Origin of the sequence: Salinibacter sp. (assembly GCF_042218895.1) — a bacterium.
GTDB lineage: Bacteria > Bacteroidota > Rhodothermia > Rhodothermales > Salinibacteraceae > Salinibacter.
In genome coordinates, this window is sequence record NZ_JBDGQQ010000187.1 from 1 (window position 1) to 23,762 (window position 23,762).

Genomic DNA, 23,762 nt, shown 5'->3' on the forward strand with positions numbered 1-23,762 from the left:
CCGGGAAGACGGCCTTGCTGAGAGGCAGGGAACCGCGTCCCGGCCCTATCCGACTAGGGCCGCCCGGCGTCCTCGGAGAAACAGGTTGGTCCGCCGAGACAGCGCGAGGGGCGGCCCTCATACTACCGCGGTTCTCGTCAGTCAGGAGACCCTTCGACTGCAACGGGGGAGCGATTCAGTTCATCTGCCCCCTGCGTCCTCGAGTCGTCCTGAATCCAGCGGGTCAGGTAGTGGGTGGCGACGTAGAAGAGGGGCGTGTCTACCGCCGCGATCCCGATCTTGAACACGTACTGGCCGAAGACAATGCCCTGCCACGTCTCAAAGCCGAGGGGATCGGTGCCCGGATTGCCGTCTATCTCCGGCCACACCACGAGCGCGATGGTAACGACAAGCACCGTGTCGACCAGCTGGCTGAAGAAGGTGGAGCCGTTGTTGCGGAGCCACATGTATTTGCCGTCCGTAAGCCGGCGCCAGAATTCGAAGATCTGCACGTCGACGAGCTGGGCCACGAGGTAGGCAATCATCGAGCCCAGCACGACGCCGGGCAACAGGCCGAAGACCACGTTGAACGACTCGGCGTCGACCGGCGACTCGGCGTAGGTGGGGGCCGCGTTCGCGATCCACACCACCGCCGTGATGAAGACGCTCACGACGAAGCCCGCGATGACGACCGTGCTGGCCCGTTTGCGCCCGTAGATCTCGGAGAGGAGGTCCGTCACCAGAAACGTCACCGGATACGCAATGATGCCGCACGAGAGCTCCTGCCCGAAGAGGACGAAGAACTTGCCCGCGATGGCGTTGGTGATGACGAGGGCCCCGATGAAGATGCCGGTCAGGACCGTGAAGGCGCGTTCGGCGCGGGAGGGATCGGCGTTGCGGAGCCGGTCGAGGTCGTGGCCCGGGAGGGTGGCCTCACGCTCGGCGGGCGCGGTCGTTGGGTTGGAGGGGGACACGGACGCGACTCTGGTTGTGGGCGTAGAGCGTCTACGTACAAACCTAGAGCCTCCACTTCGTTTCGCGGCCTGCCAGTCGTAACGAAAACGGCGCGAGAGCTCGCGGAGGACACGTCCGCCGCCGGTTGGGCAGGTCGCGGGCGGCACGGGGAATCAAGCAGTTCCGTCGTCGACCGTTTGGAGCAGGTTCTTCGGCGCGGCATCGAGGAACGGGGAGGGCCGCCGGTCGTAGCCGCGCTCGCGCTTCGGGTAGGTGAGCACGAGGTGGCGCTCGGCCCGCGTCATCCCCACGTAGAGCAGGCGTCGGCTTTCGCGGCGCTCTTCGGGGTCGCGGGCGAAGTAGGGCGGGAAGGCGTTGTCGTGCACGTCCATGCACACGACCCGCTCAAACTCGAGCCCCTTGGCGCTGTGGTAGGTGGAGAGCGTCACCACGTCCTCGCCCTGCGAGGTCGTTTCCTCGCCCCACAGGGCCAGATGGGTGAGCAGGTCGTCCAGCGCGTCGCTCAGGAGCGGCGCGTCGGCGTAGGGCGCAAACAGGGCCTCCAGGCGCCGGGCGAGGCCGGGCTGCAGGCCGCTGCCGACCGTCGCGAGGGCCTCCTCGTCGATGAGCGTGTAGAGCAGGTGCTGTCGGATGCGTTCCGAGAGCGAGCGGGGCAGGAGGGTCCGCAGGTCGGGGCCGGCGGGGGAGGCGTCGCGCAGCGTCCAGGCGTAGGCCACCTGGAGAAGGGCCTGCGCGTCGGCGGATAGGACTTCGGGCTCCGGGGACTCGTACGTGAGGGCCGCCCCGAGCAGGGGAAGCAGGGGCTCGTGGGCCAGCACCCGGTGCTGCCGGGCACGCTCCTTTTGCAGGCGCTCCAGGATGCGCTGCTGGTCCCTGCAGTCGGCCAGGGCCCGGTGGGCCGTAGCGGTGTCGTCGTCCAGGAGCTGCTCGCGGAGGTGGCCGGCGCTGTATTGCCGCAGGTCCGGAAAGAGCTCGTGGGCGGCAGGAAGGAGGTCGTAGGTCGTGGCCCACCGGGCGTCGGCCTCGTGCTCGTCGTCGAGGCGACGCAGCACCCGAAAGTCGTAGCGCTGGCCGTTGTGGGCCACGAGGGGCGCCGTGTCGACAAAGTCGCAGAAGTCGGCCCAGACCGCCGATTCCGGCCGGGCGTCGTCGAAGTCGGTAGCCGGATTCAAGCCACACACGTCGCGCAGTGTGCGGCGCTCGTCGGTCGTCAGGTCGTCGGGCAGCCGCACGAGCTCGGAAAACTCGTCCACGACCGTTCCGTCCCGCACCTTGAGGGCCCCAATCTCGGCGACGCGGCAGTGCCGGGGGTTGAGGCTGGTGGCCTCAAGATCCACCATCACGTACTCGGGGAAGAGGGGCTCGACGACGGACGGCCCCGTGGCCATCTGCAGGAGCTTGAATAGCCGGACGGACGGGCTGTGAAACGCCCCATCGGCGTCGATCGCCTGCACGTCCGTCCGGGTGACCCCCAGCAGCGTCTGCCGCCCAGACGGCACCGAGGCGTCGGGGGCAAGGAGCAGGATGTGAGGCGTGTCGTTGGCCTCCGGGAGGGCCCCGGTGCGCTCGGCCCAGCGAAGAAAGGCCTCCAGGTCCGTCGTCACCACCACGTCCTCGGCTCCGAGCGGCGGGATTCCCCCCTCGGTGGACCGGACGAACAGGGCCTCCTGTGCCTCCGGGAGCGACGCCGAGTCGGAGTCGATGCCAAGCGCGCGGCGGACGAGCTGGCGCCACAGGCGCGCGATCTGGGGCGTGCGGTGATGATGGAGGAGCAGGCGCGGCGTGGCCGAGCCGTCCGGTGCCTCGGCCGACGACGAAGCCGCCGCGTCGGGCTGGGCCTCGTGCCACCGCTCCAGGATCGACCCGGCGTCGCGAAACGACGAGTGCCCCGCCGGGTCGGTGAGAGACGAGGCGTACTGCGCGAGGAGCTGTAGCGGATCGCCGAGCTGGCGAAGGGCCTCCCGGACGAACGAGCCGATGGTGCGGTCGTCCCCGCGGGTCCGGGGGAGGAGGTTCCGGATCGTGGCGTACACCCGGTCGAGACGGTCTCCGGCCCGGTCGAGGCCGGCGTCGTGCCGGGCCTTCTCGCTCGAGACGATGGTCTGGAAGACGGTCCAGGCGTTCCGGTCGGGCATCCGGCGCCGGGCAAAGTCGCGCAGCCGGGCGGTCACCGCATCCGGCAGCATGTGATCGAGCAGGTCGATCATCGGAGCGTCGATGGAGTGCCCGCGGCGGCGCGCGTCAAGGACGCGGAGCAGGGCATGCAGCTTCTGGGCCGGTGGGGTCTCCAGGAGGGCCTCGTCGCTGCTCGTCTCGCAGGCCACGCCCGCCGCTAGAAAGTCACGCTCCAGTGCTGCGAGGCGCCGGTTCCACCGCGTGAGAACGGCCACGTCGTCCCGGGCGGCCCCGTCGCGGAGCCAGCGGCGCACCTGACGGAGGACGAAGGTGCGCTCCGCCTCGAGAGTGGGGCGGGACACCAGGCGCACCGGCTCCGCGTCCTCGCTCCGCGTGCGGATGTCGCCGCGCCGCTTCAGGCGCTCCTCGCCGTCGAGCACGGCTTCGGCCACCGTGAAGATGGAGCGGTTCGTGCGGTAGTTTGTGGTGAGGACGTGGCGCGTGCCTCGCGCGTCGGTGCAGTCGAAGTGCTCGATGTAGCGCCGAAGGTTTGCGGGGCGGGCGCCCCGGAAGCGGTAGACGGACTGGTCGTCGTCGGCCACGCAGAAGAGGTGCGTGCCCGCCTCGCCCAGGCGGCGAATAATGTCGTACTGGACCGGATCGGTGTCCTGAAACTCGTCGACGAGAACGGCGCGCGTCTCCGCAGAAAGGGCGGTGCGCACCTCGGAGTGATTGCGGAGCAGGTCGCGGGTCTTGACGAGCAGGTCGTCGAAGTCGAGCGCCCCGCGGTCCGCAAGCATCTCGTCGTAGGCGGACAGGCCGTCGTTCAGGCGCCCCGAAATGGCGTCAATCCCCAGCTTGATGCGACTGATGCGGGTCTTCACCTGCTGGTAGCTCCCCAGGTGGTTCGCCTCGCACCACTGCTCGTGGTCCTCGTACCACCGCTGCCAGAAGGCGTCCGTGACCGTGTCGTCGGCCACGATGAAATCGTCGGGCACGTCGGCCCGGTCGGGGTAGGCGCGGAGGGTCTCGTAGCAGAAGTGGTGGATGGTGCCGGCCCGTACGTGCTGCGCCTCCGGCCCGACGAGCGTAGTGAGCCGATCGGTGAGCTCGCGGGCCGCCCGCCGCGTGAAGGTGACGAGGACGAGATCGGACGGTGTCACGGGCGGCTCGTGCACCCCGATCAGGTAGGCGGCCCGACACACCAGAACGCGCGTCTTTCCGGTGCCGGGCCCTGCCACCACGAGCTGCGGCTCCAGCGAGGCGGTCACCGCGGCGCGCTGATCGGGATTGAGGTCGGGCCAGTCGGCGGGAAGGGAGGAGGGGGGCATGGCACCGCGACGGGGTTGCAAGCGAGAAACCCTCTCGGCGAGGGGCCGTCGCGTCAATTCGGTGCGGGCGTCGTTGTTCGAAGTTGACCGGGGGCCCGCCGGCAACAGTCATGAATGTGAAGCGGTAACAAAACAACGACGTGAACTCTGCTTCGAGGTCATCACACCAGTTGCTCTCAAGACCGCATCCTTCCATGTGCCCGAGAGCGCCGGTGCCGGCCGTCGTGATCTGCTTGTAATCTACCGTATCGGATCGTCATGCCGACCACAACCACACCCGCCGAAGAGCACCAGGCCCGGTGGAAGGAGATCGTCCAGGACCCGTCGCTCCGAGACCTGCCCTACAAAGTCGAGACCAACAGCCGAGGTCAGATCGTCTTGAGTCCACACAAGAACCGCCACTCTCTCCAGCAGAAGGCCGTTCAGAAGAAGCTCGATGAGCTCCTCTCCGGGGGAGAGGCGTTTCAGGAGTGGGCCATTGCCACTGAGGAGGGAACGAAGCAGGCCGACGTGATCTGGGCGAGCAGCGGTCGACTCCAGGACATGAAGGAAACAGGCGACCCCACGACGCTGGCGCCGGAGGTCTGCGTCGAGATCATGTCGGACACGAACGACTGGGCGGAGATGGAGGAAAAACGGCGTCTCTACCGGGAGGCCGGCGCCGCGGAGGTGTGGGTGGTAGGCGAGGACGGAGAGGTTCATTTCTTTCGGGACGAGGAGGTCGGGCAGTCGGAGATCGTCCCGGCGTTTCCCGATGAGCTGTAGCGGTACTTCCTTCTGTGGGCATGCTGGCCCCAGCAGCTGTCGGGGCCCGAGAGGTCCGTCAGCCGGCCAGTACGCTGCTGGCCCGCTGCGTGAATTCGGCTTGGCCGACGTTTTCGGGGCGAGGGGCTTTCGTTTACGAGCTCTCAGGGCCGGATCAACGGAGGTCAGTGAAAGTACCCCGAAGCACAGAGGGAAATTAAGACGTACTCCCGAGGGCAAAAAAGAGAGCAGCAGCCCCCACCCATCCAGTTCTGTCATGCCCGCCCCAACCACGACCCGCGCCAAAGAGCATCAAGCCCGGTGGAAGGAGATCGTCCAGGACCCGTCGCTCCAGGACCTCCCTTACAAAGTCGAGACCAACAGCCGAGGCCAGATCGTCTTGAGTCCCCACACCACCCACCACGCCCGCCAGCAGAAGGCCGTTCAGAAGAAGCTCGACCAGCTTTTAACCGGGGGCGAGGCCTTCTCGGAGTGGCCCATTGCGACATCTGGGGGCACGAAGCAGGCTGATGTCATATGGACCTCCGATGGCCGCCTCCGAGAGATGGACGAGACGGGCGACCCGCCGACGCTTGCCCCAGAGATCTGCGTTGAAGTAATGTCTGAGTCGAACGACTGGGCGGAGATGGAGGAAAAACGGCGCCTCTACCGGGAGGCCGGCGCCGCGGAGGTGTGGGTGGTAAGCGAGGACGGAGAGGTTCATTTCTCTCGGGACGAGGAGGTCGGGCAGTCGGAGATCGTCCCGGCGTTTCCCGATCAGCTGTAGCAGGGAGGCCCTCTCTCATGGAGCTCTCCTCTCTCTTCATCAGTCTTCTTCTGGAGGGCCTCCCGGCCGGTGTGGCTCTCCATCTCCTCCGGCCGGCCGGCCGAACATGACCCCGTACGCGTGTCGCTCGATCCAGCGGACCCGTCGTGCTGAGATCATTCGGCAGTGAGCCTCGTCCTGCGTGCAGAGAGGGGTTCCGTACGGCGTTGCAAACTGCACGAGAGCCCGGGGTCAGACGGCAGGGCCTGCATCTCTACCGCCTGGGATCCGTCCTTGCCGGCTCTAGGCCGAGCGTACGTCCCTTCTGGGTCGCGGGCACGCCCTCCTTCAGCCATGTCGGCGCGGGGGCGCCCTTGAGGTAGTGGTCGAAGAACTGCTGCATGCGCCGGGTCCAGTCGCGCATCTCCGCGAGGTCGGTGGGCCAGTGCACCTCGCCGGTGTAGTTGATGAGCCACGCCGGCTTGTTGAGGCGCCGGAGCGCCACGAACAGCTCGATCCCCTGCTCCCAGGGCACGGCCGAGTCCTTGTCGTTGTGCATCATCATCAGCGGGGTGTCGATGCGGTCGGCCTGGAAGATGGGCGAGTTGTTGATGTATCGCATCGGCATGTCCCACAGGCTGCTCCCGATGCGGCTCTGCGTGTCCTCGTACTGGAACATGCGGCTCATCCCGCTGCCCCACCGGATGCCGCCGTATGCACTGATCATGTTCGAGACGGGCGCGCCGGCCTCGGCCGCCGCGAAGAGGTCGGTTTTCGTCACCATGTAGGCGATCTGGTAGCCGCCCCAGCTGTGCCCCTGCACGCCGATGTTGTCCGCGTCGATCCACTCCGTATCGGCGAGCCGCGTCACGCCCGGCATCACCGACTGCACCGCGCTCTCGCCGGGGTAGCCCATTTCGTAGTGGATATTGGGCACGAAGACGACATATCCGCGGCTGACGTAGAAGGTAAAGTTGATGATCGACCGGTGGGCCTCTGGCGCGTAGTGCTCGTACAGGTCGTCGCTGTACTGCTCATAGAAGTACGTCATCATCGGATACTCCTTTGAGGGATCGAAGTCCTCCGGCTTGTAGAGGATGCCCTCGATCTTTTCCCCGTTGACCGAGGTCCACTCTATGAGTTCGGCCGTGCCCCACCGGTACTCGCTCTGCTGCGGATTGACAGTGCTGATCTTCGTGGGGGCGCTGAAGGACCGGTCCGCGACCCACAGGTCGGGGAATTCCTGGAAGCTCTCCCGCGTGTAGAGGAGCCGATCCGCGTCGTCGGCCTTCTGGGGACGCGAAAACGACCGCTCCATCATGATGAGTTCGGTCGGTTGACCGGACCCGGTGACGCGGTCCCGGTAGAAGCCGTCGGCCTTCGTCTCGGTGTTAAACGCCGAGAGGAGCACGGGGCCGTCCGGCACCACCGTGGGCGGATCTACAGGATTCGGCCAGTCGCCCCAGGCAGCAGGCTCCCGGTCCTCGCCGAGCTGCACGTGGCGGAACCGGAGGCTGTCGGCGCGTCCCTGCTCCTCGGTCACGGACCGGGCCGCCTCGGGCCGGGCGGGATCGACGGCCCAAACGTCGTGCCTGTCGTAGATGAGCACCTGCTCGTCGCCCTCGGTCCACCCCGCGAGGCCGTACGGACCTGGCGGATAGGGGCGGTCGTGCCGGTGGTCGTGTACGGAGTGGGGAATGCCCCGGGAAAGCGTTGTCCGTGACTGATCGCCGGTGGTGAGGGCCTTCCACGCGCGGGCCTCACGGTCCCACCACGTGACGTACTCGCCCGCGGGCGAGAGCTGGGGGATGTCCTGCACGTTCTCCAGGATGCGCTCCCGCTCCCCGGTCTGGAGGTGGATGAGATACGCGTCGTAGGCGGGCGGCCAGTCCCACGACAGCTTTTGGCGGTACGGCCGGTTGGTGACGCCGAGCGCCACGTTCGCATTTCCCTCATCCGCGACGGTGACGGCGGGCACCGCCTCGGTCGCGATCTGCATCAGCCGACCCGACGGGACGAAGTAGACGGCCCGGTAGGTCTGCTTTTTCTTTTCCTCGGCCCGCTCCTTCTGCATCGGCTGGAGGTACGGATCCTTCCAGTTCCAGACGTCGACCTCCACCTGCTCCTTTTCCAGCAGGCTGTCCTTCTCGACGGGCGGGGGCGGTGTGGGGGCGGTCCCGAAGAAGAGGCGCGTGCCGTCCTCGGAGAACGACAGGCCCGCCTGCTCGCTGACGAGCCAGTCCGTTGGCAGCGCCGAGGCCCCGGCCTGCGCGACCGCCTCCGGCGCGTCGGTGCCGACGGTCCAGTGGTAGAGCGTGTTGTCGTGGTGCGGCACGTCGGTACTGTCGGGGCCGGTGAGGAAGGCTACCTGCTCACCGGTGTCGCCCACGGCCATCTGGGGGTAACCGAGGTCGCTCTCGTGAAGGGTCGTGACCTCGGGGGCGTCGCCGCCGAGCTGGGCCGCGTGGATGCTGCCGCCCGTGCTATCGGTCGCGACGTACGCCAGGAGCTGTCCGTTCTCGGCGAAGGCGTAGTCGGTCACGTTCTCGTAGGTCCACTCCCGGCCGCTGTCCAGGTGCCGGAGAACGAGTGGAGCCCCGTCGGCCTCGTCGTTCTCCTCTTTAGAACCGTCCCCCGAGCTGGTGCTGTCGGGCCGAGGTGGCTCGCGATGGTAGGCAATCCAGCCCGGTCCTTCGTCGGGCAGCTTGTAGGACTGAACGCGGTCCAATTCAGTGATCTCCCCCGAGGAAAGATTGAGCAGCCCGAGGTCATCTTTCGGACGCTTCGGGGGCGGCACGTCGTTGAGCTTGGCCTGCCGCGTCGAGTCGTGCGGGGGCGCGACGAGGAAGGCGACAAACTGGCTGCCCGCGGCAAACTGGGCCTGCTCGCCGCGGGGCACGGTGTGGGCCTGCTCCGACTCAAGGTGCTTCACCCGCAGCTCGCTATTCCCTTTCGGGGGACGGGTGACGTACAAGGCCCACCGTCCGTCGTCCGAGAGAGATTTGTCCTCAACCTCCTCCCACCGGTCGTAAGCGTCGTGGGTAAGCGGTTGATTTTGAGCATAGGCGGAGGCAGGGCCAAGGAGCCCCAAACTGGTGAGCAGGAGGGCGATTGCGAAACAGCGATGCATATCGAAGCGAACAGGCGATGACCGATGCGGCGAACGGTTTCAAGGTATGTTCTGCGCCGGGCAAGAAAAAGCCTACGCCCCGCTGGTCCGTGCGACAAATTGTTTGCGTGTCCCATCGGGAGGGGTGCGCGGAGCCTCCCGAAGACCAGCCACTGGAGGTCCGTACTTCGGATGGATTCCTGTAACAATCCAATTGGCGTTTTTCGTACACCGCGGCGAAGAGACTCTTACTTTTTTGCTTTTGGCAGCGGCGTTGTCATTTGCACAGAGATCCATCCACAAATCCGCACGCACCCGAAAAACTCCGGCCGATACCCATGCTCCGATCCGCAACGACCGTTCTCGCCCTCCTCGCTCTGTTTGGTCTCTCTCCAGTCGTCGCACAGCCCTCGGCGTCCCCCGTCCCTCCAGCCGACAGTACGGTGTCGGAGGCATCGCCCCCGGACGACCCCGAGCGTGAGAGGGGACACTGGGGCGATGTCCGCTCGGCCGTCTCGCACCACGCCGACGACTACGTAGGGGCCCACGAGTGGGACGAGGCACCCTACGCCCGGGAGTCGGCAGTCTACCGTTCCGGTCCCCCCTTCCGCTACAATCGCGTCGAGGGGCTGGTCCTCGGCGTCCAGCGCGAGCCTCTGCGGCCGGGGGCCGACGACCGAACCCGGGCCTTCGGTCAACTCGCGTACGCCTTCGGGCTAGACGACATCCGGTACACCGCAGGGGTGGAGTCCCGCCTCTACAGCACGGCATCTACGAGTCTGCGGTTCGGCGTGCAGTACCACGAGCAGACGCTTTCGACGGACCGCTGGAAAACGTCCTCCCTCGAGAACTCGCTGAGTAACATCGGCTTCGAAGACGGCTTCTTCGACTACTACGAGGCCGAGGGCCTCACCGTCTACGCAGTTCAGGCCCTGCCCTACACAGTTCAGATTACAGCCGGGTTTCGGGCCGAGGCGCACCGCTCCCTCTCGCGCCAAACCGACTGGTCGATCTTCGAGCGTGGCCGCTTTCGCCCCAATCCCGCCGCCGAGGACGGCGACCTGCGAGCCCTGTTCGCCAGTCTGACTGCCGGGCACATCTCCGATCCGGGCGGGCTGCCCTCGGGCAAGGCCGTACGGCTTGCCACGACCGTCGCCGATGGGCTCGGGGGCAGTTTCGCCTTCACGCGCTACGAGGCCGACGCGCGCGGTTTTCTCCGCCTCACACCGGACACGCGCCTGGGCCTTCGCCTCCGCGGCGGATACACGACGAGTGGCGCTCCGCCGCAGGTTCGGTTTGCGCTCGGGGGCGTGGGGTCGATGCGCGGATACGTGCAGAATCGCTTCCGGGGAACGCGCATGCTGTTAGCAAATGCGGAGTACCTCATCGACGGGGCTACGCTCTTCGACGACGTGCTCGACGATGTCTTCGTTGGTGGGGTCGTGGACGCGGGCTGGGTCGGAACCCCGGGCGATGCGTTCCGTGTCGACGACGTGCTTCCGTCGGCGGGATTCAGCGTTGGCCTCGACGAGCGACAGGTACGCCTCGATGTGGTGTGGCCGCTCCGCGACCGTCCCGACCTCAGCCAAACCCCGTCGATCCGACTGCGAATCTCGCCCAACTTCTAGTGCGATGACGTCGGGAACGCCCCCCGTTGGGGACAGACCGGACGGCACCCGGGCGGGACGGACACGCGTACGGCGAGCGGCCCGGGCAATGATGATCATCGCCCTTGCGCTTGCCCCTTGCGCCGCACTGGCCCATCAGGTTTCCCCGCTTGGCCCTGCGACAGTCCCCGTCGACCCCGCGACTCCCGCCGATACGCTGGTCGGGTCTGCGCCCCCAGAGGCTGGTCAGGAGTCCTCCAACCGTGCCCGGAAGACGTACCGTCCGTACCAGCACGAGCCGTCCGTCTACTTCGGCGCGCCTCCTCAGCGCTACAACCGTGTCGAGGGGGCCGTGGTGGGGCTGCAGTGGCCTCTGCTCCGCACGCTGAGACGAAACACCCCTGTCCGTCCATTCGGGCAGGTGGGCTACGCGCTGGGCCTGGAGCGGTGGCGTGCCATTGCCGGACTGGAGGCGTGGCTGGTGTCTGGGCGGGAGGCAGAGGGATACGGGCTCAAGGCAGGGGGGCATCTTGCGCGCACGATCGCCTCGGAGGACCACTGGAAGCGCTCGTGGCGGGATAACGCACTCTCGGCCGTCCTTTTCGGCAAGGATCTCTACAACTACTACGGCGTCCGTGCCGCTACCGTGTATGTCGTCCAGCGGATCTCGTCGCGCCTACGGGTGACCGTCGGCGGGCGCTGGGCCGAACACCGATCGCTGCCGCGAACCATCGACGGACCCCCACTTGCGCCGAACGCCTTCCGCCCGAACCCGCCCATCGACGGCGGCGAGGTGCGGCTCGGTCTGCTGAGCGTGGAGGCCGGACGGCTGACACGGCGCACCGAGACGCGGCCTGTGGGAACAGTCGCGCGGCTCTACGCCGAGTGGGGCCGCCCCTGGGGCGCTCCGCTCGGCTACAACCGCGCCGTGCTCCACGTGCAAACGCGACAGGCCGTCGCCGCCCCGCTCAACGTGAACGTACGGGGCCGCGTCGGGTGGACCTCGGACGACGCTCCGGTTCAGACCCAGTTCCGACTTGAGGGCGTCCGCGGGCTTCGGACCGTCCAGCCGGTATCGCGGGCCGAGGAGCGCCTCCTGCTCGGTGGGGCGACGCTCATGTGGCACGATGCCCCCGCCCCCGCCTGGATGCGTCAAGCGCGCCTCTCTACGTTTGCCGACCTGGGATGGGCCGGGGAACGCGTGCTCAGGAACGGACAGACGTTCGCCTTCGCGGGGATCGGGATCGATCTTTTCGACCAGGTGCTGGGCATCGAGATCGCCTGGAATCTATCGCCCTCCACACGCCCCGACTGGAGGCCTCAGGCTTCCCTCTCGGTGAATCCGTTCTAGGCCGCGCCTTCCTACTCTGTGCCTGTCGAGCCGAAGCCACCCGGACCCCGCACCGTTTCTTCCAGCGCCTCCCGCTGCACCCACTCGACGCGTGCATGCTGGGCCACCACCAGCTGCGCGATGCGCATCCCGCGCTCCACCACAAAGGGGGCGTCGCCGTGGTTGATGAGCAGCACCTTCACCTCGCCCCGATAGTCGGCGTCGATGGTGCCGGGGCTGTTGAGGACGGTGACGCCGTGGCGGTGGGCCAGCCCGCTTCGGGGCCGCACCTGTCCCTCATAGCCCTCCGGCAGGGCGATTTTCAGCCCCGTATCCACGAGGGTCCGAGCGCCCGGATCGAGCGGGACCGGGGCGTCGTCCGGCACCGCCGCCCGCAGGTCCATCCCCGCACTTGCCGTTGTTTCGTAGGCGGGTAGCTCAAGACCCTCGGCGTGAGGCAGTCGGGTAATGGCAACGTCGACCATCGCAAATTTCGGATGTCAGATTGAAAATGTGAACGGAGCCGGCGCCCCGCGGCTATCGCGGCTTGCTTCCGGAACAGACTTCTTACCCCGAACAGAACCAACCGGTCGTCCCCCACCCCCCAAGCTCCCATGCGTTCCGGACGCGACTAGCTGATCACCGGTGTTCAGCCTACCACTTCTGATCTTCCGATCTTTAATCTGCCGACTACTCCACGTCCCCCATGAGCCGCTTCACGGGCGGGGCCGCGAGCAGCGCCAGGAGGCCGCCCCCACCGACGATGATGGCCACGGTCAGGAAGAGCCCCGACTCCGACAGTGTCCCGAGCTGACCGGCGATAAGGCCCGCGAACAGGTTGCCGAGGGCGGTCGACACGAACCAGATGCCCATCATTTGTCCCACCCGGCCCTCCGGGGCCAGCTTCGTCATCGACGAGAGACCGACCGGGGATAGGGCCAGCTCCCCACACGTGTGCAGGAAGTACGTCACGACCAGCCAGTGCGCGCCCACCGGATTCTCGGCCGTGGCCTGCGCGGCCCCCCAGGCGATGACGAAGAAGCCCGCGGCCAGCCCGAGAAGCCCGAGCCCAAACTTGACGGGGATCGATGGATTGGCGTCACGGTTGGCGAGCCACGTCCAGAGGCTCCCGAACACCGGCGCGAGGAGGACAATGAACGTGGGGTTGATGTTTTGCAGGATGCTCGCCGGCATCGTCCACCCTGCGGCCATCTGATACGACACGTATCCGAGGAAGCCGAGGACGAGCGCACTGAGCAGAGCGACCCCCGCCTTGGCGATCCACCACAGGTTCTTGCGCGAGAAGATGCGATAGCAGATGTAGCCCACCGGAATGAGCAGGACGAGCACGGGAATGAGGGGCGTCGTCTGCTGCATCCAGGCGAACGGCCCGAAGCTGCGGGCCGTGAAGTCCTTCGCAAACAGGTTCAGCGAGGAGCCCGCCTGTTCGAAGCCCGACCAGAAGAGGGCCGAGAGCAGGAAGAGCCAGAAGATGACGAGAAGCCGCTTGTCCTCCAGGGAGACCTCGAACTGCGACCCCGCCACGCGGGCAATGCTCACGAGGATGAAGAACAGCACCGTGGCACCCACGCCGATCTGGGAGGCGAAGGCCGTTCCGTCCACAAACTGGATGGTCACGACGGTGGCGACCACGAAGAAGGCCGTCATGGCGACGACCCCCCGCCATCCGAGCGTGAGGTACGCAAAAAACAGCACCGAGACGAGGATGATGCCCACCCCCGCAGCCTCGGCGACCTGGGTGAGCGTTACCGTGATGACGCCCGAGGTCGCCAGAAAGCCGAACGTGACGAGGGCCGCCACCGTAGCGGCGGCGGCGAGGTAGAAGTTTCGGCTTCGCTGCCGGTGCGCGTTCTCATCCTCAATCTCAAGCGTGCCGGCCTGGCCCAAGTTTGCGGCGCCCAGCTTGTACGAAATGAGCCCTGCGAGCATGCCGAAGCCGGCCAGCGAGAAGCCCCAATGCCAGTTAATGCCTTCACCAAGGTACCCGCAGAGGGTGGGGCCGAGGATGGCCCCAAAGTTGATGCCCATGTAGAAGACCGAGAAGCCTGCGTCCCGGCGCGCACCGCCCTCCGGGTAGAGGTCGCCCACCATGGTGCTAATGTTAGGCTTGAGGAGCCCGGTCCCGACGACGATGAGAACGAGCCCCAGATAGAAGAATGCAACCTCGGGCAGCCCAAGCGCAGGCAGGGCCAGGCTGAAGTGGCCCGCCGCGATGATGCAGCCCCCTACGAACACCGATCGCCGCTGGCCCCACATGTTATCGGCCACCCACCCGCCGGGGAGCGCCAGCAGGTAGACGAACGCCGTGTATAGGCCGTAGATGGCCGTCGCCTTCTCCGTGCCAAAGCCGAGTCCTGGATTCGTGGCTGCGGCCCCCGCCGGCGCCGTCATAAACAGCACGAGGAGTGCCCGCAGGCCGTAATAGCTGAACCGCTCCCACAGCTCGGTGAAGAAGAGAGTCGCGAGGCCCCGTGGGTGCCCGAAGAAGTCCTGCCGCTGTGCGACGGCCGTAGCCGTTCCTTCCTCTACCGGAGCCCCTCCCCCATTCTGCACAGAATCATCGGACGACGGATCGCTTGCTGCCATCTGATAGCATAGAAATCAGTGAGAAGAAGCCTACGCGCATGGGGGCGCCACACCACGCGATGTCACGGAATCCTCAAGAAGGCTGGAATATAGCGGACGCCCCGTGCTCTGTCTAATTCTGTATCTAAATTCGCGGTAAGGACGAACCGGGGATTGACTCTATCGTTCGGGCTGGTAGCTTTTTAGCGATACTCCTCGTTCCTCTTCCCGCGTCCTCGCTCGCGACCAATCTCTTTCGCCATCATGGAATCCCCCTCTCGTGCCGCCCTCATTTCGGAGGACACCCATCCCCCCCGAACGCATACCTGTGGTGAGCTTCGGGCCGGTCACGGTGGGGACGAGGTCGTGCTCAAAGGATGGGTTGACACCCGACGCGACCACGGGGGGCTTGTGTTCGTAGACCTGCGCGACCGCTACGGCCTCACGCAGGTCGTCTTTTCGCCGCAGGACAATCAGACGGCGTACAAAATGGCCGGTCAACTGCGCCGTGAAGACGTGATCAGCGTGTGTGGAACGGTGCGTCCTCGGGGCGAGGAAGAGGTGAATCCCGACCTCCCAACCGGTGCTATCGAGGTGAGTGCCGACGACCTCGTGGTGCTGAATACGGCCGAGACCCCGCCCTTTGTCGTAAGCGCCCACGAGGAGCGGCAGATGAACACGAACGAGGACCTGCGTCTGAAGCACCGCTACCTGGACCTCCGTCGCCCGGACCTCCAGGACAACCTCATTCTGCGCCACCGGCTTTACCAGACCACGCACCGCTACTTCGACGAGCACGACTTTCTGGAGGTCGAGACACCGGTGCTCATGAAGTCGACGCCGGAGGGGGCACGCGACTTCCTGGTTCCCAGCCGCCTGCACCCGGGCCGCTTCTACGCGCTGCCGCAGTCGCCGCAGACGTACAAGCAGCTCCTTATGGTGGGCGGGCTCGACCGCTACGTGCAGATCGTGAAGTGCTTCCGCGACGAGGACCTGCGGGCCGACCGCCAGCCCGAGTTCACGCAGATCGACGTGGAGATGACGTTCGCCACCGAGGAGCAGGTCTACGAGCTCACGGAAGGGCTCATGGTGGACCTCTGGGAGGCCCTGGAGGACACGACGCTGGAGACCCCCTTCCCGCGCATGACCTACGAGGAGGCACTGCGCACCTACGGCACCGACAAGCCGGACCTGCGCTTCGGCCTGAAGCTGCACGACGTGAGCGAGTGCTTCGCGGGCAGCGGCTTCCGGGTGTTCGAGTCGATCGTGGACGACGGCGGGCGCATCGTGGCAATCCGGGTGCCCGGTGAGGGCGACCGGGGCCGCGCCGCGATGGATCGGCTCGAAGACTACGTGACCGACGAGATCGGGGCCGCCGGGCTCATCTACTTCCAACTGCCGTCCGACGGGTCCGGCCTGGAGCAAAACCTGAGCACCGACGCCCTCCCCCACGAGTACGGCCGCCAGGCCGCCGAGCAGGTAGGCGCCGAGGCGGGGGACCTGATCCTCACGCTCGCGGGCGATCCGCCGACGGTGCACGAGCAGGCCGGCGATCTTCGGCTCCACATGGGCGAAGAGCTCGGCCTCCGCCCCCCCGCCGATGAAGGCGACGATGCGTTCCTCTGGGTCACCGACTTTCCGCTCATGGAGTACGACGAGGAGGCCGGACGGCCGGTCTCGATGCACCATCCGTTCACGGCCCCGCATCCCGACGACGTCGATGCCCTGGAGGACGACCCGACCACCGTGCAGGCGCAGGCCTACGACCTCGTCCTCAACGGCAACGAAATTGGCGGGGGCTCCATCCGCATCCACAACCACGAGACCCAGATGAAGGTCTTCGACGTGCTGGGCATCGACGAGGCGGAGGCGCAGGACCGGTTCGGCTTCCTGCTCGACGCCCTCCGCTACGGCGCCCCGCCACACGGCGGCATCGCGCTGGGGCTCGACCGGCTTGTCATGCTCCTGGCGGGGGCCGACTCGCTGCGCGACGTGATTGCCTTCCCCAAGACGCAGAGCGGCAAGGAACCAATGGTGGCGTCGCCCGACTGGGTGGACCCTGAACAGCTGGAAACCCTCTCTCTCCGCCTCGACCTGCCGCCCGACGTGGAGCCCCCCGCCCACGTGGCCCGCCGAAAGCGCCTGGCGTCGTAGACCGAGCGCTCTTCAGGTACAGCCGCGATTTCCTCGGAGCGTTTCCCGAACGGTGCCGTATGGACACGTGCTCCCATTCGGCAATCGTCCGTCCACTTCCCGCCTCAATTCCGAGGGATCCCCATGCCGGAGCTTCGCGTGCCCGATCTCGATGACGACACCCTCGCGGCCCTGGAGGCGCAGGCCGAGGCGCACGGCCGCTCTCTCTCCGAAGAGGCCCGTGCTATTCTGACCCACCATGTAGAGCGGCAGGAGGGAATCCGCACCGGCGAGGAGCGCGCCGATTTCCTGCGCCAGATCAAGCAGGCCGTCCACGAGGTGGAGCCGGATGCGGACCTCTGGCTGTTCGGCTCATACGCCCGGGGCGACGCGCGTCCGGAATCGGACTGGGACCTCCTCGTTCTCCTCGATGGCCCGGTCGACCGTGATCGGAAGCAGACCCTGCGCCATCGGCTTTTCGAGCTCGAGCTGGAATCCGGCGAGGCAATCAGCGCACGGATCTATAGCCACGCCGAGTGGCAGAGCGAACCCCGGTACTCGTCCTCGTTCGCTCAAAACGTCCGCAAGCACGCCATCGCCCTGTGAACAACACGAACGACTCAGAGACGCGGCTCATCGAGCTCTCCCGTGAATCCATCGAGACGGCTCGTGACAATGTGAAGCAGGAGCACTGGCGCGCTGCCTACAACAGGCTCTATTACGCCTGCTTCTACGCAGCGAAAGCACTGCTAGAAACGCACGGATACACGGCTGAGACACATTCAGGTGTGAAGACGCTGCTCAGCAAACACTTTATCCGAACCGAGACGATTGCTCCTGAACTCGGAGCGTTTTACACAGACGTTATGGAAGCCCGCCTAGAAAGCGACTACGACGCCTCCTTCACCCCCGATCCCGACCAGCTCCGCACGTGGCTTCCCAAAGCGGAGGAGTTCATCAACCGCGTAACCGACCTCCTCGACAATCCTCCCTCCTGACCGAGGCCCCGCTCGTCGGCGTCCCCCCCTTCTGATTGCCCTGCTCTCGTGCCCGAGCGCAAACCGCGCCTTCCGCCCCTCGACCTCCAGGCCCTCCGCCCGCTGGTCCGCGAGCAGCTTCGGTGGAACGCCTGGGCGCGGTGCATCGTGTCCAACGGCATCACCATTGAGCGCCCCCGCACCACGGCCCACCCCGACTATCCCTCCGTCATCTACCCGCTCGACTACGGCCGCGTCGACGGTACGCGGGGCACCGACGGGGAGCCCCTCGACGTGTTCGTGGGCCGGGGCACGACGGGTCTCGTGGGCGCGATTTTGACGACCGATCACCGGCAGCGCGATCGGGAGGTGAAGCTGCTCTACGACTGCACGCCCGTCGAGGTCTACACCGCCCACGGCTTCATCAACTACGACCGCACCCTGCTGGAGGGAGTGCTGGTCTTGCGCCGCCCGATGCCGACCCTCTGGGACACGTCCGGATGAACCGGGTCGAAGGACGGGTAGATACAGGACCGGGGACGCGCCGATTTTCCGCTACGTCCGCCGTATTTCCACCCGTGCACCTACTCGTGCCGCGAGCGCCTCGAACTGCTCCGGGGTGACGGCGATGAAGACCCTGTTGACCCCGTCGCAGTCCGAATGATCGTTCGACCGGGTGCGGTTCGTGGACGCGCCAGCGTGGTCCGTGCCACGATGGCCATTGACCATAACGAGTGTGTCGACCGAGCCGTCGCCGTCGACCGCCTCGATGATTTCGGCCCGGGAAGCCCTAAGGGCCCGTGAGTAGGTGTAGGCAAAGCCCGAGATGACGCCGCCCAGGCGCTTGAGGCGCCCCGGCGGACCGGAAGAGGGAGGTTGGGGACCGGAGGACTTCCCGTCCTGCATCATGCTCGGTTTCTTCGGTGTCACAACAGCATCACTACCGGACGGACCGGGCTCTGGAGTCGTTCCTTGTCTGCTGTCTTGCACAAACCGAGCCGGGGCTCACGAAGGCTTCACGCCCATCGGCTCGAACAGATGACTCCCATCAGCATATACAACGGTGCTTCTTTGGACACTTGACCCCGTAGCTCAGCTTGGCAGAGCAACGGACTTCAACAAGGAGCCTACATAGGGAAACACAACCTGTGTAGTGGATGGCACTGTATCGGTAGACGCTTCACTGCCAATACCGAGGAAACTGTTTGGCCCTAATCTCAGCCGAGTGGGCGAATGAACAATGACCACCATACGAAAGCTCCTGGAGACCTCGAGGCTTTCAAGGCGACGGTGGGCCTCCACGAAAGAGGGTTTGCGGTTGCGAATCCTCTGACCGAGTACGCCCCTCTCGATCTGATTTTCTGGAAAAACTAGGAGTTTGAAACTGTTCAGATGAGGCACAGGAGCGAAGATGGCTCAGGCAGGATAGACATTCGGTTCAGGGCTACTCAATGAAACGCAGAGGGCCCGTACAACCCCGAAATCGACAAGGACGCAACTGGTCTTTGCTACGTCTACTGCCCTGGGTCTGATGAGTGCTACCACCACACTCTGGACCGTTTCGGCAAGTCTGCAGATATTCGAATAGACGAGCCAAAAACAATCAGACGAAGGGAGTACACTTTGCTGAGGACTCTGAGCAGGTTCCGTAGAGACTATACGTGCCACACCTGAAACGGTGAAGATATAGTCCAGGCCACCAACCCCGACAGCTATCGGGGGCAGTGAAAGCTGTAGTGGTAAGTTAATCCGTGAGTCGCAGGTTCGAATCCTGCCGGGGTCACTGTTACTTCGAGTGCCGGACTTCGACTGCCGAAACATCGGCCCCTCATTCGACATTCGAGTTTTGCAATTTGACCGTGTCCTGCCCGAGTGGCGGAATTGGTAGACGCGCATGGTTGAGGGCCATGTGGCCGTTACAGGCCGTGGAGGTTCGAGTCCTCTCTCGGGCACGCTGAAATGCCCCTGAGCGGCTTCTGAGGCCGACTCAGGGGTTTTCTAATGGGGGATCGTCTCCCTCGGATCGGTGTTGAACGGCTGGCTCGACCCTCAATCCAGCATCGATTGTGGCGGGGCCCTTTTCTGAGCGCTCAAGCAAAGCGAGAGATAGCTAGTGGACGCACAAATTCTCACCATCGGCGACGAGCTCCTCCTCGGCCAGACGACAAATACAAATGCGGCGTGGCTGGGCAAGCGCCTAAGTCAACTTGGCATCCGAGTAGAACGGGGGACGACGGTGAGGGACACCTCGCGTGCCATCCAGCAGGAGCTGGACCGGGCCTTCGAGACGGCACGCCTTGTGGTAACGACGGGCGGCCTCGGCCCCACTCACGACGACGTGACGCGCGAGGTGATGGCTGAGTACTTCGACACGCCGCTGCAGACGGACGAAGACGTGCTGGATCGTATTCGCCAGTACTACGAGCAACGCAACCGGCAGATGCCTGCCTCCGGACCGGCCCTCGCACAGGTCCCAGCGGACTTCGATGTCCTCGATAACCCGGTAGGAGCGGCCGTGGGACTGTGGTACGAGGATGAGGACGCCAACCGCCTGCTCGCCGTCCTCCCCGGCATTCCGGAAGAGATGAAAGCCATCTTCAACGCGTCGATTCAGCCGCGGCTTGAGGCGCAGCCGACCGTGGAAGACATCCACCACCGCACGCTCATTACGGCTGGCATCGGGGAGACGGCCCTGCAGGAGCGGCTCGGCGACCTGTCCGATGTGCTGGGCGAGGATGTGCACCTTGCGTATCTGCCGTCTACGAGCGGGGTCCGATTGCGCCTCACGACCGAGGCTGGAGCCTCCAACCCAGATGAACGTCTCAACCACGTCGAATCGATAATCCGGGATCGGGCGGGCGATCATCTCATCGGCACCGGCGACGTGACGCTTGAGGAGGTGCTCGGTGACATGCTCCGGGAGCAGGAGGCGACCATCGGGAGCGCCGAGAGTGCCACTGGGGGGCTCATCGGGCATCGCTTAACCGGCGTCCCTGGGGCCTCCGACTATTTTCTCGGCAGCATCGTCGCGTACGACAACCGTGTGAAGCAGAACGTTCTTGGCGTCGAGACCAACGCCCTGCAAGAGCACGGAGCGGTGAGTGAGGCGGTCGCCCGGCAGATGGCCGAGGGGGCCCGGGACGCTCTCGGGACGACGGTGGGGGTGTCCACGACGGGCATCGCAGGGCCCGCGGGGGGGACGCCGGAGAAGCCGGTCGGCACCGTCTGGGTGGGATACGCGGACTCGTCTACCAGCCGTGCTCACCGCCACCAGTTCGTGGAGGACCGCGCCCTGAACAAGGAGCTGTTTGCCTCTGCCGCACTGGAGCTCGCCCGCCAGGGGCTGTCATAACACGAAACTGTTATGCCATAGACGTTGGCGGGCCATTCCTGGTGCCTTCCCGCAAAAGGAGCGAGAGGTCCTTCAGGTAGACGCCACGCGCGAGAGCTCCGACCAGAACCCAGGGAACGAGACACGGGCGCACTCGGCATCGGCCACCGTGGTGGTGCCGTGTGCCACAAGGCCGGCCACGCCCATTGCCATGGCAATGCGGTGATCACCCTGGCTTTGTACAGTTCCGCCAAGCAGATTGGGCCCGTTTCCGTCGATGATGAGGCCGTCCTCACGCTCCTGCACGTCGGCCCCTAAGGTCCGCAGGTTCTCAGACATGGCGCGCAGGCGGTCGGTCTCCTTTACCCGCAGCTCCTCAGCGTCCCGAATTTGGGTGCGTCCCTCCGCACAGGCCGCGGCCACGGCCAGCACCGGAATCTCATCGATGAGGTTGGGGATGAGGCGCCCGCCCACGTCGATCCCGGAAAGCGTCGCAGGACGCACAGTGAGGTCGCCCACCGGCTCGTTGCCCTGTACGCGCTCATTTTCGACAGTGATGTTGGCACCCATCCCGTCCAGCACCTCGAGCAGGGCTGTGCGCGACGGATTGAGCCCCACGTCGTCAAGGTGCAACTCGCTGCCGGGCACCAGCGTGCCGGCCACAAGGAAAAACGCCGCCGCCGAGAAATCACCGGGCACCGACCAGGTGGCCGTCGGCACGATGTGGCCCTCCTCGACGATAATGTGACGCTCCCCCCCCACTTCCTGGATGTCCAGCCCCAGCATGCGCTCGGTGTGGTCGCGTGAGGGGGTTGACTCGATCACAACAGTCTCACCGGCGGCGTACAGTCCAGCCAGCAACACGCACGATTTGACCTGTGCGGAGGCGACCGGCAGGCGGTACTCAAGCGGCTGAAGGCCTGACCGTCGCTGGGGACGGATGCGGACAGGCGCGTGCCCGTCTCGGAGTTCGACGCGTGCGCCCATGGCCCGAAGGGGGTCGGCGATGCGCTCCATCGGTCGCTGCTGAAGCGACTCGTCGCCGGTGAGGACGCTTCCGAACTTCTGGCCGGCCATCACCCCCGAGAGCAGGCGCATGGTGGTACCGGAGTTGCCGCAGTCCAGGGGGGCACTCGGCGGGTTCAGCCCGTGCAGGCTACGTCCCCGAACCGTGAGGACGCCGTCGTCGTCCCGCTCGGCGTCGACGCCGAGAGTACGGAGGCAGTCGAGAGTCGACCGGGGGTCGGCCGATCTCGGGAAGTTGTAGATCCGAGAGCGTCCCCCTGCGAGAGCCGCAAGGATTGCCGACCGATGAGAGATCGACTTGTCGGCGGGCAGAGAGACGGTCCCACGCAAGGAGGAAGCTTGACGAACGGTTTGGATCATAGAGAGACCAACACGGCAACATGAAAACAAGCAAACGATCCGCTCCGGAGCGGTCCGGAGCAGGGCGGTCCCTAAGATAGGGGAGCGAGAGACCAGTGTCGAGGGATTCGGCCCGATTGGGAAGAAGTAAGTTGCAAAGCCCCTAATCGCTTACCACAGCGGGGTTTGGGGGGTCCGTTCCAACGGGAAGGCGTCGGTTACGGACTGGAGGAGCGACTGCTTCTGCTGGTATGGGAGAAACGCGTAGCGGAAGCCGTTCAGGGCAATCTCTCGGAGATCGGAAGCCTCGAGATCGCAGTGCTGATACACCTGCCAGAGTTCCTTCGTCATCGAGGTGCGGCTGAAAAGCCGGTTGTCGGTGTTCACGGTTACCGGAACCCCAGCCTGCACGTACGTTCCGATCGGATGGGCGTCGAGGCTGGGTACGGACATTGTGTGGACGTTGCTCGACGGACAGATCTCGAGCGGGATGCGATGATCGGCAAAGTACTGCACGAGTTCCGGGTCCTTGCGGAGAGAAATTCCGTGCCCGATGCGGTGAGCTCCGCAGTAAAAAAGCGCCTGACGGATGGAATCGGGGCCCCACGCCTCGCCGGCGTGAATTGTGAGGTTCAGTAGGCTGTTGCGGGCGTGATAGAAGGCGTGAATGTGGCTCTTCGGCGGGTTTCCTGCCTCCCCCCCGGCCAAGTCGAAGGCTACGACGCCACGGTGCTTATAGTCCACGGCCAGCTCGGCCAGTCGCACCGAGGTGCTCTCGGGACGATCCCGAAGCCCACAGATGATGAGAGAGACTGTGAGGTCCGTATCCTCTTCGGCGTGCTTGAGTCCGTCGAGGACTGCGTCGTTCACGGCCTGAATGGAGAGTCCTTCTTCAACGTGGAGAATCGGGGAGTACCGCACCTCCAGGTACTGGACGTTTTCTGCGGCATTGTCCACGGCGAGTTCGTAGGCTGTCCGGCGGAGGGCCTCCTCCGTTTGAAGAAGAGCAACCGTGTACTGAAACCAATCAAGGTAGGCTTCCAGCGTACCCGAGTCTTCAACGTTTCGCAGTTCGGCCCGAAGCCCGTCCACACTGTCGGCCGGAAGCACCTCTCGCTTGCCCTGCGTTCGCGCAAGGTCGAGCATCGTGTCCAGGCGCATCGAGCCGTCGAGGTGGCAGTGCAACTCGGCCTTCGGCCACGCCTGAATGTCGTCTCGTATGAGGGCTGAGGAGTCGGTAGCCGTCTCTGAGGGCATGGTGGGGGCGAAAGAGGACAGGTGAGACAGCATGTGCAGGCGGACAGGCCGACGCGCCAGCCGATCGGCAGCAGCCCCAATGCGCAAAACGTTTTCGTGCATAGGCTCATGTTAGCTCGGGGCTGAACAATCTTGGTCTGCCGTTTTGCAAGTAGCC

17 protein-coding genes and 1 tRNA gene are annotated in these 23,762 nt (G+C 65.5%); 10 read left to right on the plus strand and 8 right to left on the minus strand.

The genetic code is table 11. The features are described 5' to 3' along the window. Window positions 1–137 precede the first annotated feature (137 nt). Window positions 138–953, minus strand: coding sequence for a queuosine precursor transporter (locus ABEL04_RS15130; RefSeq protein ID WP_375803237.1), 816 nt, complete (start codon window positions 951–953; stop codon window positions 138–140). Window positions 954–1,106: 153 nt separating this feature from the next. Next, the gene (locus tag ABEL04_RS15135; RefSeq protein WP_375803238.1) at window positions 1,107–4,400 is read right to left on the minus strand and encodes a UvrD-helicase domain-containing protein; all 3,294 of its coding nucleotides are present in this window, start codon (window positions 4,398–4,400) and stop codon (window positions 1,107–1,109) included. Between the two features lie 258 nt (window positions 4,401–4,658). On the opposite strand from ABEL04_RS15135, the gene ABEL04_RS15140 reads away from it, so the two are divergent. Together ABEL04_RS15140 and ABEL04_RS15145 are read left to right on the plus strand one after the other, a co-directional pair. After that, window positions 4,659–5,165, plus strand: coding sequence for a Uma2 family endonuclease (locus ABEL04_RS15140; RefSeq protein WP_375803239.1), 507 nt, complete (start codon window positions 4,659–4,661; stop codon window positions 5,163–5,165). Window positions 5,166–5,421: 256 nt separating this feature from the next. Continuing rightward, a complete protein-coding gene (locus ABEL04_RS15145) occupies window positions 5,422–5,931 on the plus strand; it encodes a Uma2 family endonuclease (protein ID WP_375803240.1) in 510 nt (169 codons plus the stop codon). Window positions 5,932–6,184: 253 nt separating this feature from the next. Here the strand turns inward: ABEL04_RS15145 and ABEL04_RS15150 are convergent, their stop codons facing one another. Continuing rightward, window positions 6,185–9,040, minus strand: a complete 2,856-nt coding sequence (locus ABEL04_RS15150) for an alpha/beta hydrolase family protein (RefSeq protein WP_375803241.1) — start codon at window positions 9,038–9,040, stop codon at window positions 6,185–6,187. Window positions 9,041–9,357: 317 nt separating this feature from the next. Here ABEL04_RS15150 and ABEL04_RS15155 point away from each other — a divergent pair, with 317 nt between their 5' ends. Then, a complete protein-coding gene (locus ABEL04_RS15155; protein WP_375803242.1) occupies window positions 9,358–10,647 on the plus strand; it encodes a BamA/TamA family outer membrane protein in 1,290 nt (429 codons plus the stop codon). Between the two features lie 91 nt (window positions 10,648–10,738). Then, complete coding sequence (locus ABEL04_RS15160; protein WP_375803243.1) at window positions 10,739–11,977, plus strand: hypothetical protein; 1,239 nt, start codon at window positions 10,739–10,741, stop codon at window positions 11,975–11,977. A gap of 11 nt (window positions 11,978–11,988) precedes the next feature. On the opposite strand, the gene dut is transcribed toward ABEL04_RS15160, so the two are convergent. Next, window positions 11,989–12,441, minus strand: coding sequence for a dUTP diphosphatase (gene dut, locus ABEL04_RS15165; protein ID WP_375803244.1), 453 nt, complete (start codon window positions 12,439–12,441; stop codon window positions 11,989–11,991). Between the two features lie 205 nt (window positions 12,442–12,646). After that, window positions 12,647–14,563, minus strand: a complete 1,917-nt coding sequence (locus tag ABEL04_RS15170) for a peptide MFS transporter (protein WP_375803245.1) — start codon at window positions 14,561–14,563, stop codon at window positions 12,647–12,649. Between the two features lie 243 nt (window positions 14,564–14,806). On the opposite strand from ABEL04_RS15170, the gene aspS reads away from it, so the two are divergent. The 4 genes from aspS (at window position 14,807) to ABEL04_RS15190 (ending at window position 18,156) form a co-directional block, all read left to right on the plus strand. Beyond that, window positions 14,807–16,696 (plus strand): aspartate--tRNA ligase, encoded by a 1,890-nt coding sequence (aspS, locus tag ABEL04_RS15175; RefSeq protein ID WP_375803246.1) that lies wholly within the window; start codon window positions 14,807–14,809, stop codon window positions 16,694–16,696. A 123-nt stretch (window positions 16,697–16,819) separates the two neighbouring features. Beyond that, a complete protein-coding gene (locus tag ABEL04_RS15180) occupies window positions 16,820–17,281 on the plus strand; it encodes a nucleotidyltransferase domain-containing protein (RefSeq protein WP_375803247.1) in 462 nt (153 codons plus the stop codon). After that, window positions 17,278–17,673 (plus strand): HEPN domain-containing protein, encoded by a 396-nt coding sequence (locus ABEL04_RS15185; protein ID WP_375803248.1) that lies wholly within the window; start codon window positions 17,278–17,280, stop codon window positions 17,671–17,673. Before ABEL04_RS15180 ends, ABEL04_RS15185 begins: the two co-directional genes overlap by 4 nt. Before the next feature lie 48 nt (window positions 17,674–17,721). Next, on the plus strand, window positions 17,722–18,156 hold the full coding sequence (locus ABEL04_RS15190; RefSeq protein ID WP_375803249.1) for a hypothetical protein: 435 nt from the start codon (window positions 17,722–17,724) through the stop codon (window positions 18,154–18,156). 51 nt (window positions 18,157–18,207) lie between these two features. Here the strand turns inward: ABEL04_RS15190 and ABEL04_RS15195 are convergent, their stop codons facing one another. After that, on the minus strand, window positions 18,208–18,582 hold the full coding sequence (locus ABEL04_RS15195) for a hypothetical protein (RefSeq protein ID WP_375803250.1): 375 nt from the start codon (window positions 18,580–18,582) through the stop codon (window positions 18,208–18,210). A gap of 936 nt (window positions 18,583–19,518) precedes the next feature. On the opposite strand from ABEL04_RS15195, the gene ABEL04_RS15200 reads away from it, so the two are divergent. Both ABEL04_RS15200 and ABEL04_RS15205 read left to right on the plus strand, forming a co-directional pair. Beyond that, a tRNA-Leu gene (locus tag ABEL04_RS15200) sits at window positions 19,519–19,604 on the plus strand. 161 nt (window positions 19,605–19,765) lie between these two features. After that, window positions 19,766–21,004 carry a competence/damage-inducible protein A gene (locus ABEL04_RS15205; RefSeq protein WP_375803251.1) on the plus strand — a complete coding sequence of 413 codons (1,239 nt, stop codon included), beginning with the start codon at window positions 19,766–19,768 and terminating at the stop codon, window positions 21,002–21,004. Window positions 21,005–21,076: 72 nt separating this feature from the next. Here the strand turns inward: ABEL04_RS15205 and aroA are convergent, their stop codons facing one another. Both aroA and add read right to left on the minus strand, forming a co-directional pair. Then, window positions 21,077–22,369 carry a 3-phosphoshikimate 1-carboxyvinyltransferase gene (gene aroA / locus ABEL04_RS15210; RefSeq protein WP_375803252.1) on the minus strand — a complete coding sequence of 431 codons (1,293 nt, stop codon included), beginning with the start codon at window positions 22,367–22,369 and terminating at the stop codon, window positions 21,077–21,079. Between the two features lie 150 nt (window positions 22,370–22,519). Further along, a complete protein-coding gene (gene add / locus ABEL04_RS15215) occupies window positions 22,520–23,707 on the minus strand; it encodes an adenosine deaminase (RefSeq protein WP_375803253.1) in 1,188 nt (395 codons plus the stop codon). Between the last annotated feature and the right edge of the window lie 55 nt (window positions 23,708–23,762).

Excerpts from the sequence above, each read along its gene's own strand:
- ABEL04_RS15180 (WP_375803247.1), top strand. The coding sequence starts at position 16,820 with ATGCCGGAGCTTCGCGTGCCCGATCTCGATGACGACACCCTCGCGGCC.
- ABEL04_RS15160 (WP_375803243.1), top strand. The coding sequence starts at position 10,739 with ATGATCATCGCCCTTGCGCTTGCCCCTTGCGCCGCACTGGCCCATCAG.
- ABEL04_RS15155 (WP_375803242.1), top strand. The coding sequence starts at position 9,358 with ATGCTCCGATCCGCAACGACCGTTCTCGCCCTCCTCGCTCTGTTTGGT.
- ABEL04_RS15150 (WP_375803241.1), bottom strand. The coding sequence starts at position 9,040 with ATGCATCGCTGTTTCGCAATCGCCCTCCTGCTCACCAGTTTGGGGCTC.
- ABEL04_RS15145 (WP_375803240.1), top strand. The coding sequence starts at position 5,422 with ATGCCCGCCCCAACCACGACCCGCGCCAAAGAGCATCAAGCCCGGTGG.
- aroA (WP_375803252.1), bottom strand. The coding sequence starts at position 22,369 with ATGATCCAAACCGTTCGTCAAGCTTCCTCCTTGCGTGGGACCGTCTCT.
- aspS (WP_375803246.1), top strand. The coding sequence starts at position 14,807 with ATGGAATCCCCCTCTCGTGCCGCCCTCATTTCGGAGGACACCCATCCC.
- ABEL04_RS15170 (WP_375803245.1), bottom strand. The coding sequence starts at position 14,563 with ATGGCAGCAAGCGATCCGTCGTCCGATGATTCTGTGCAGAATGGGGGA.
- add (WP_375803253.1), bottom strand. The coding sequence starts at position 23,707 with ATGCACGAAAACGTTTTGCGCATTGGGGCTGCTGCCGATCGGCTGGCG.
- dut (WP_375803244.1), bottom strand. The coding sequence starts at position 12,441 with ATGGTCGACGTTGCCATTACCCGACTGCCTCACGCCGAGGGTCTTGAG.
- ABEL04_RS15140 (WP_375803239.1), top strand. The coding sequence starts at position 4,659 with ATGCCGACCACAACCACACCCGCCGAAGAGCACCAGGCCCGGTGGAAG.
- ABEL04_RS15135 (WP_375803238.1), bottom strand. The coding sequence starts at position 4,400 with ATGCCCCCCTCCTCCCTTCCCGCCGACTGGCCCGACCTCAATCCCGAT.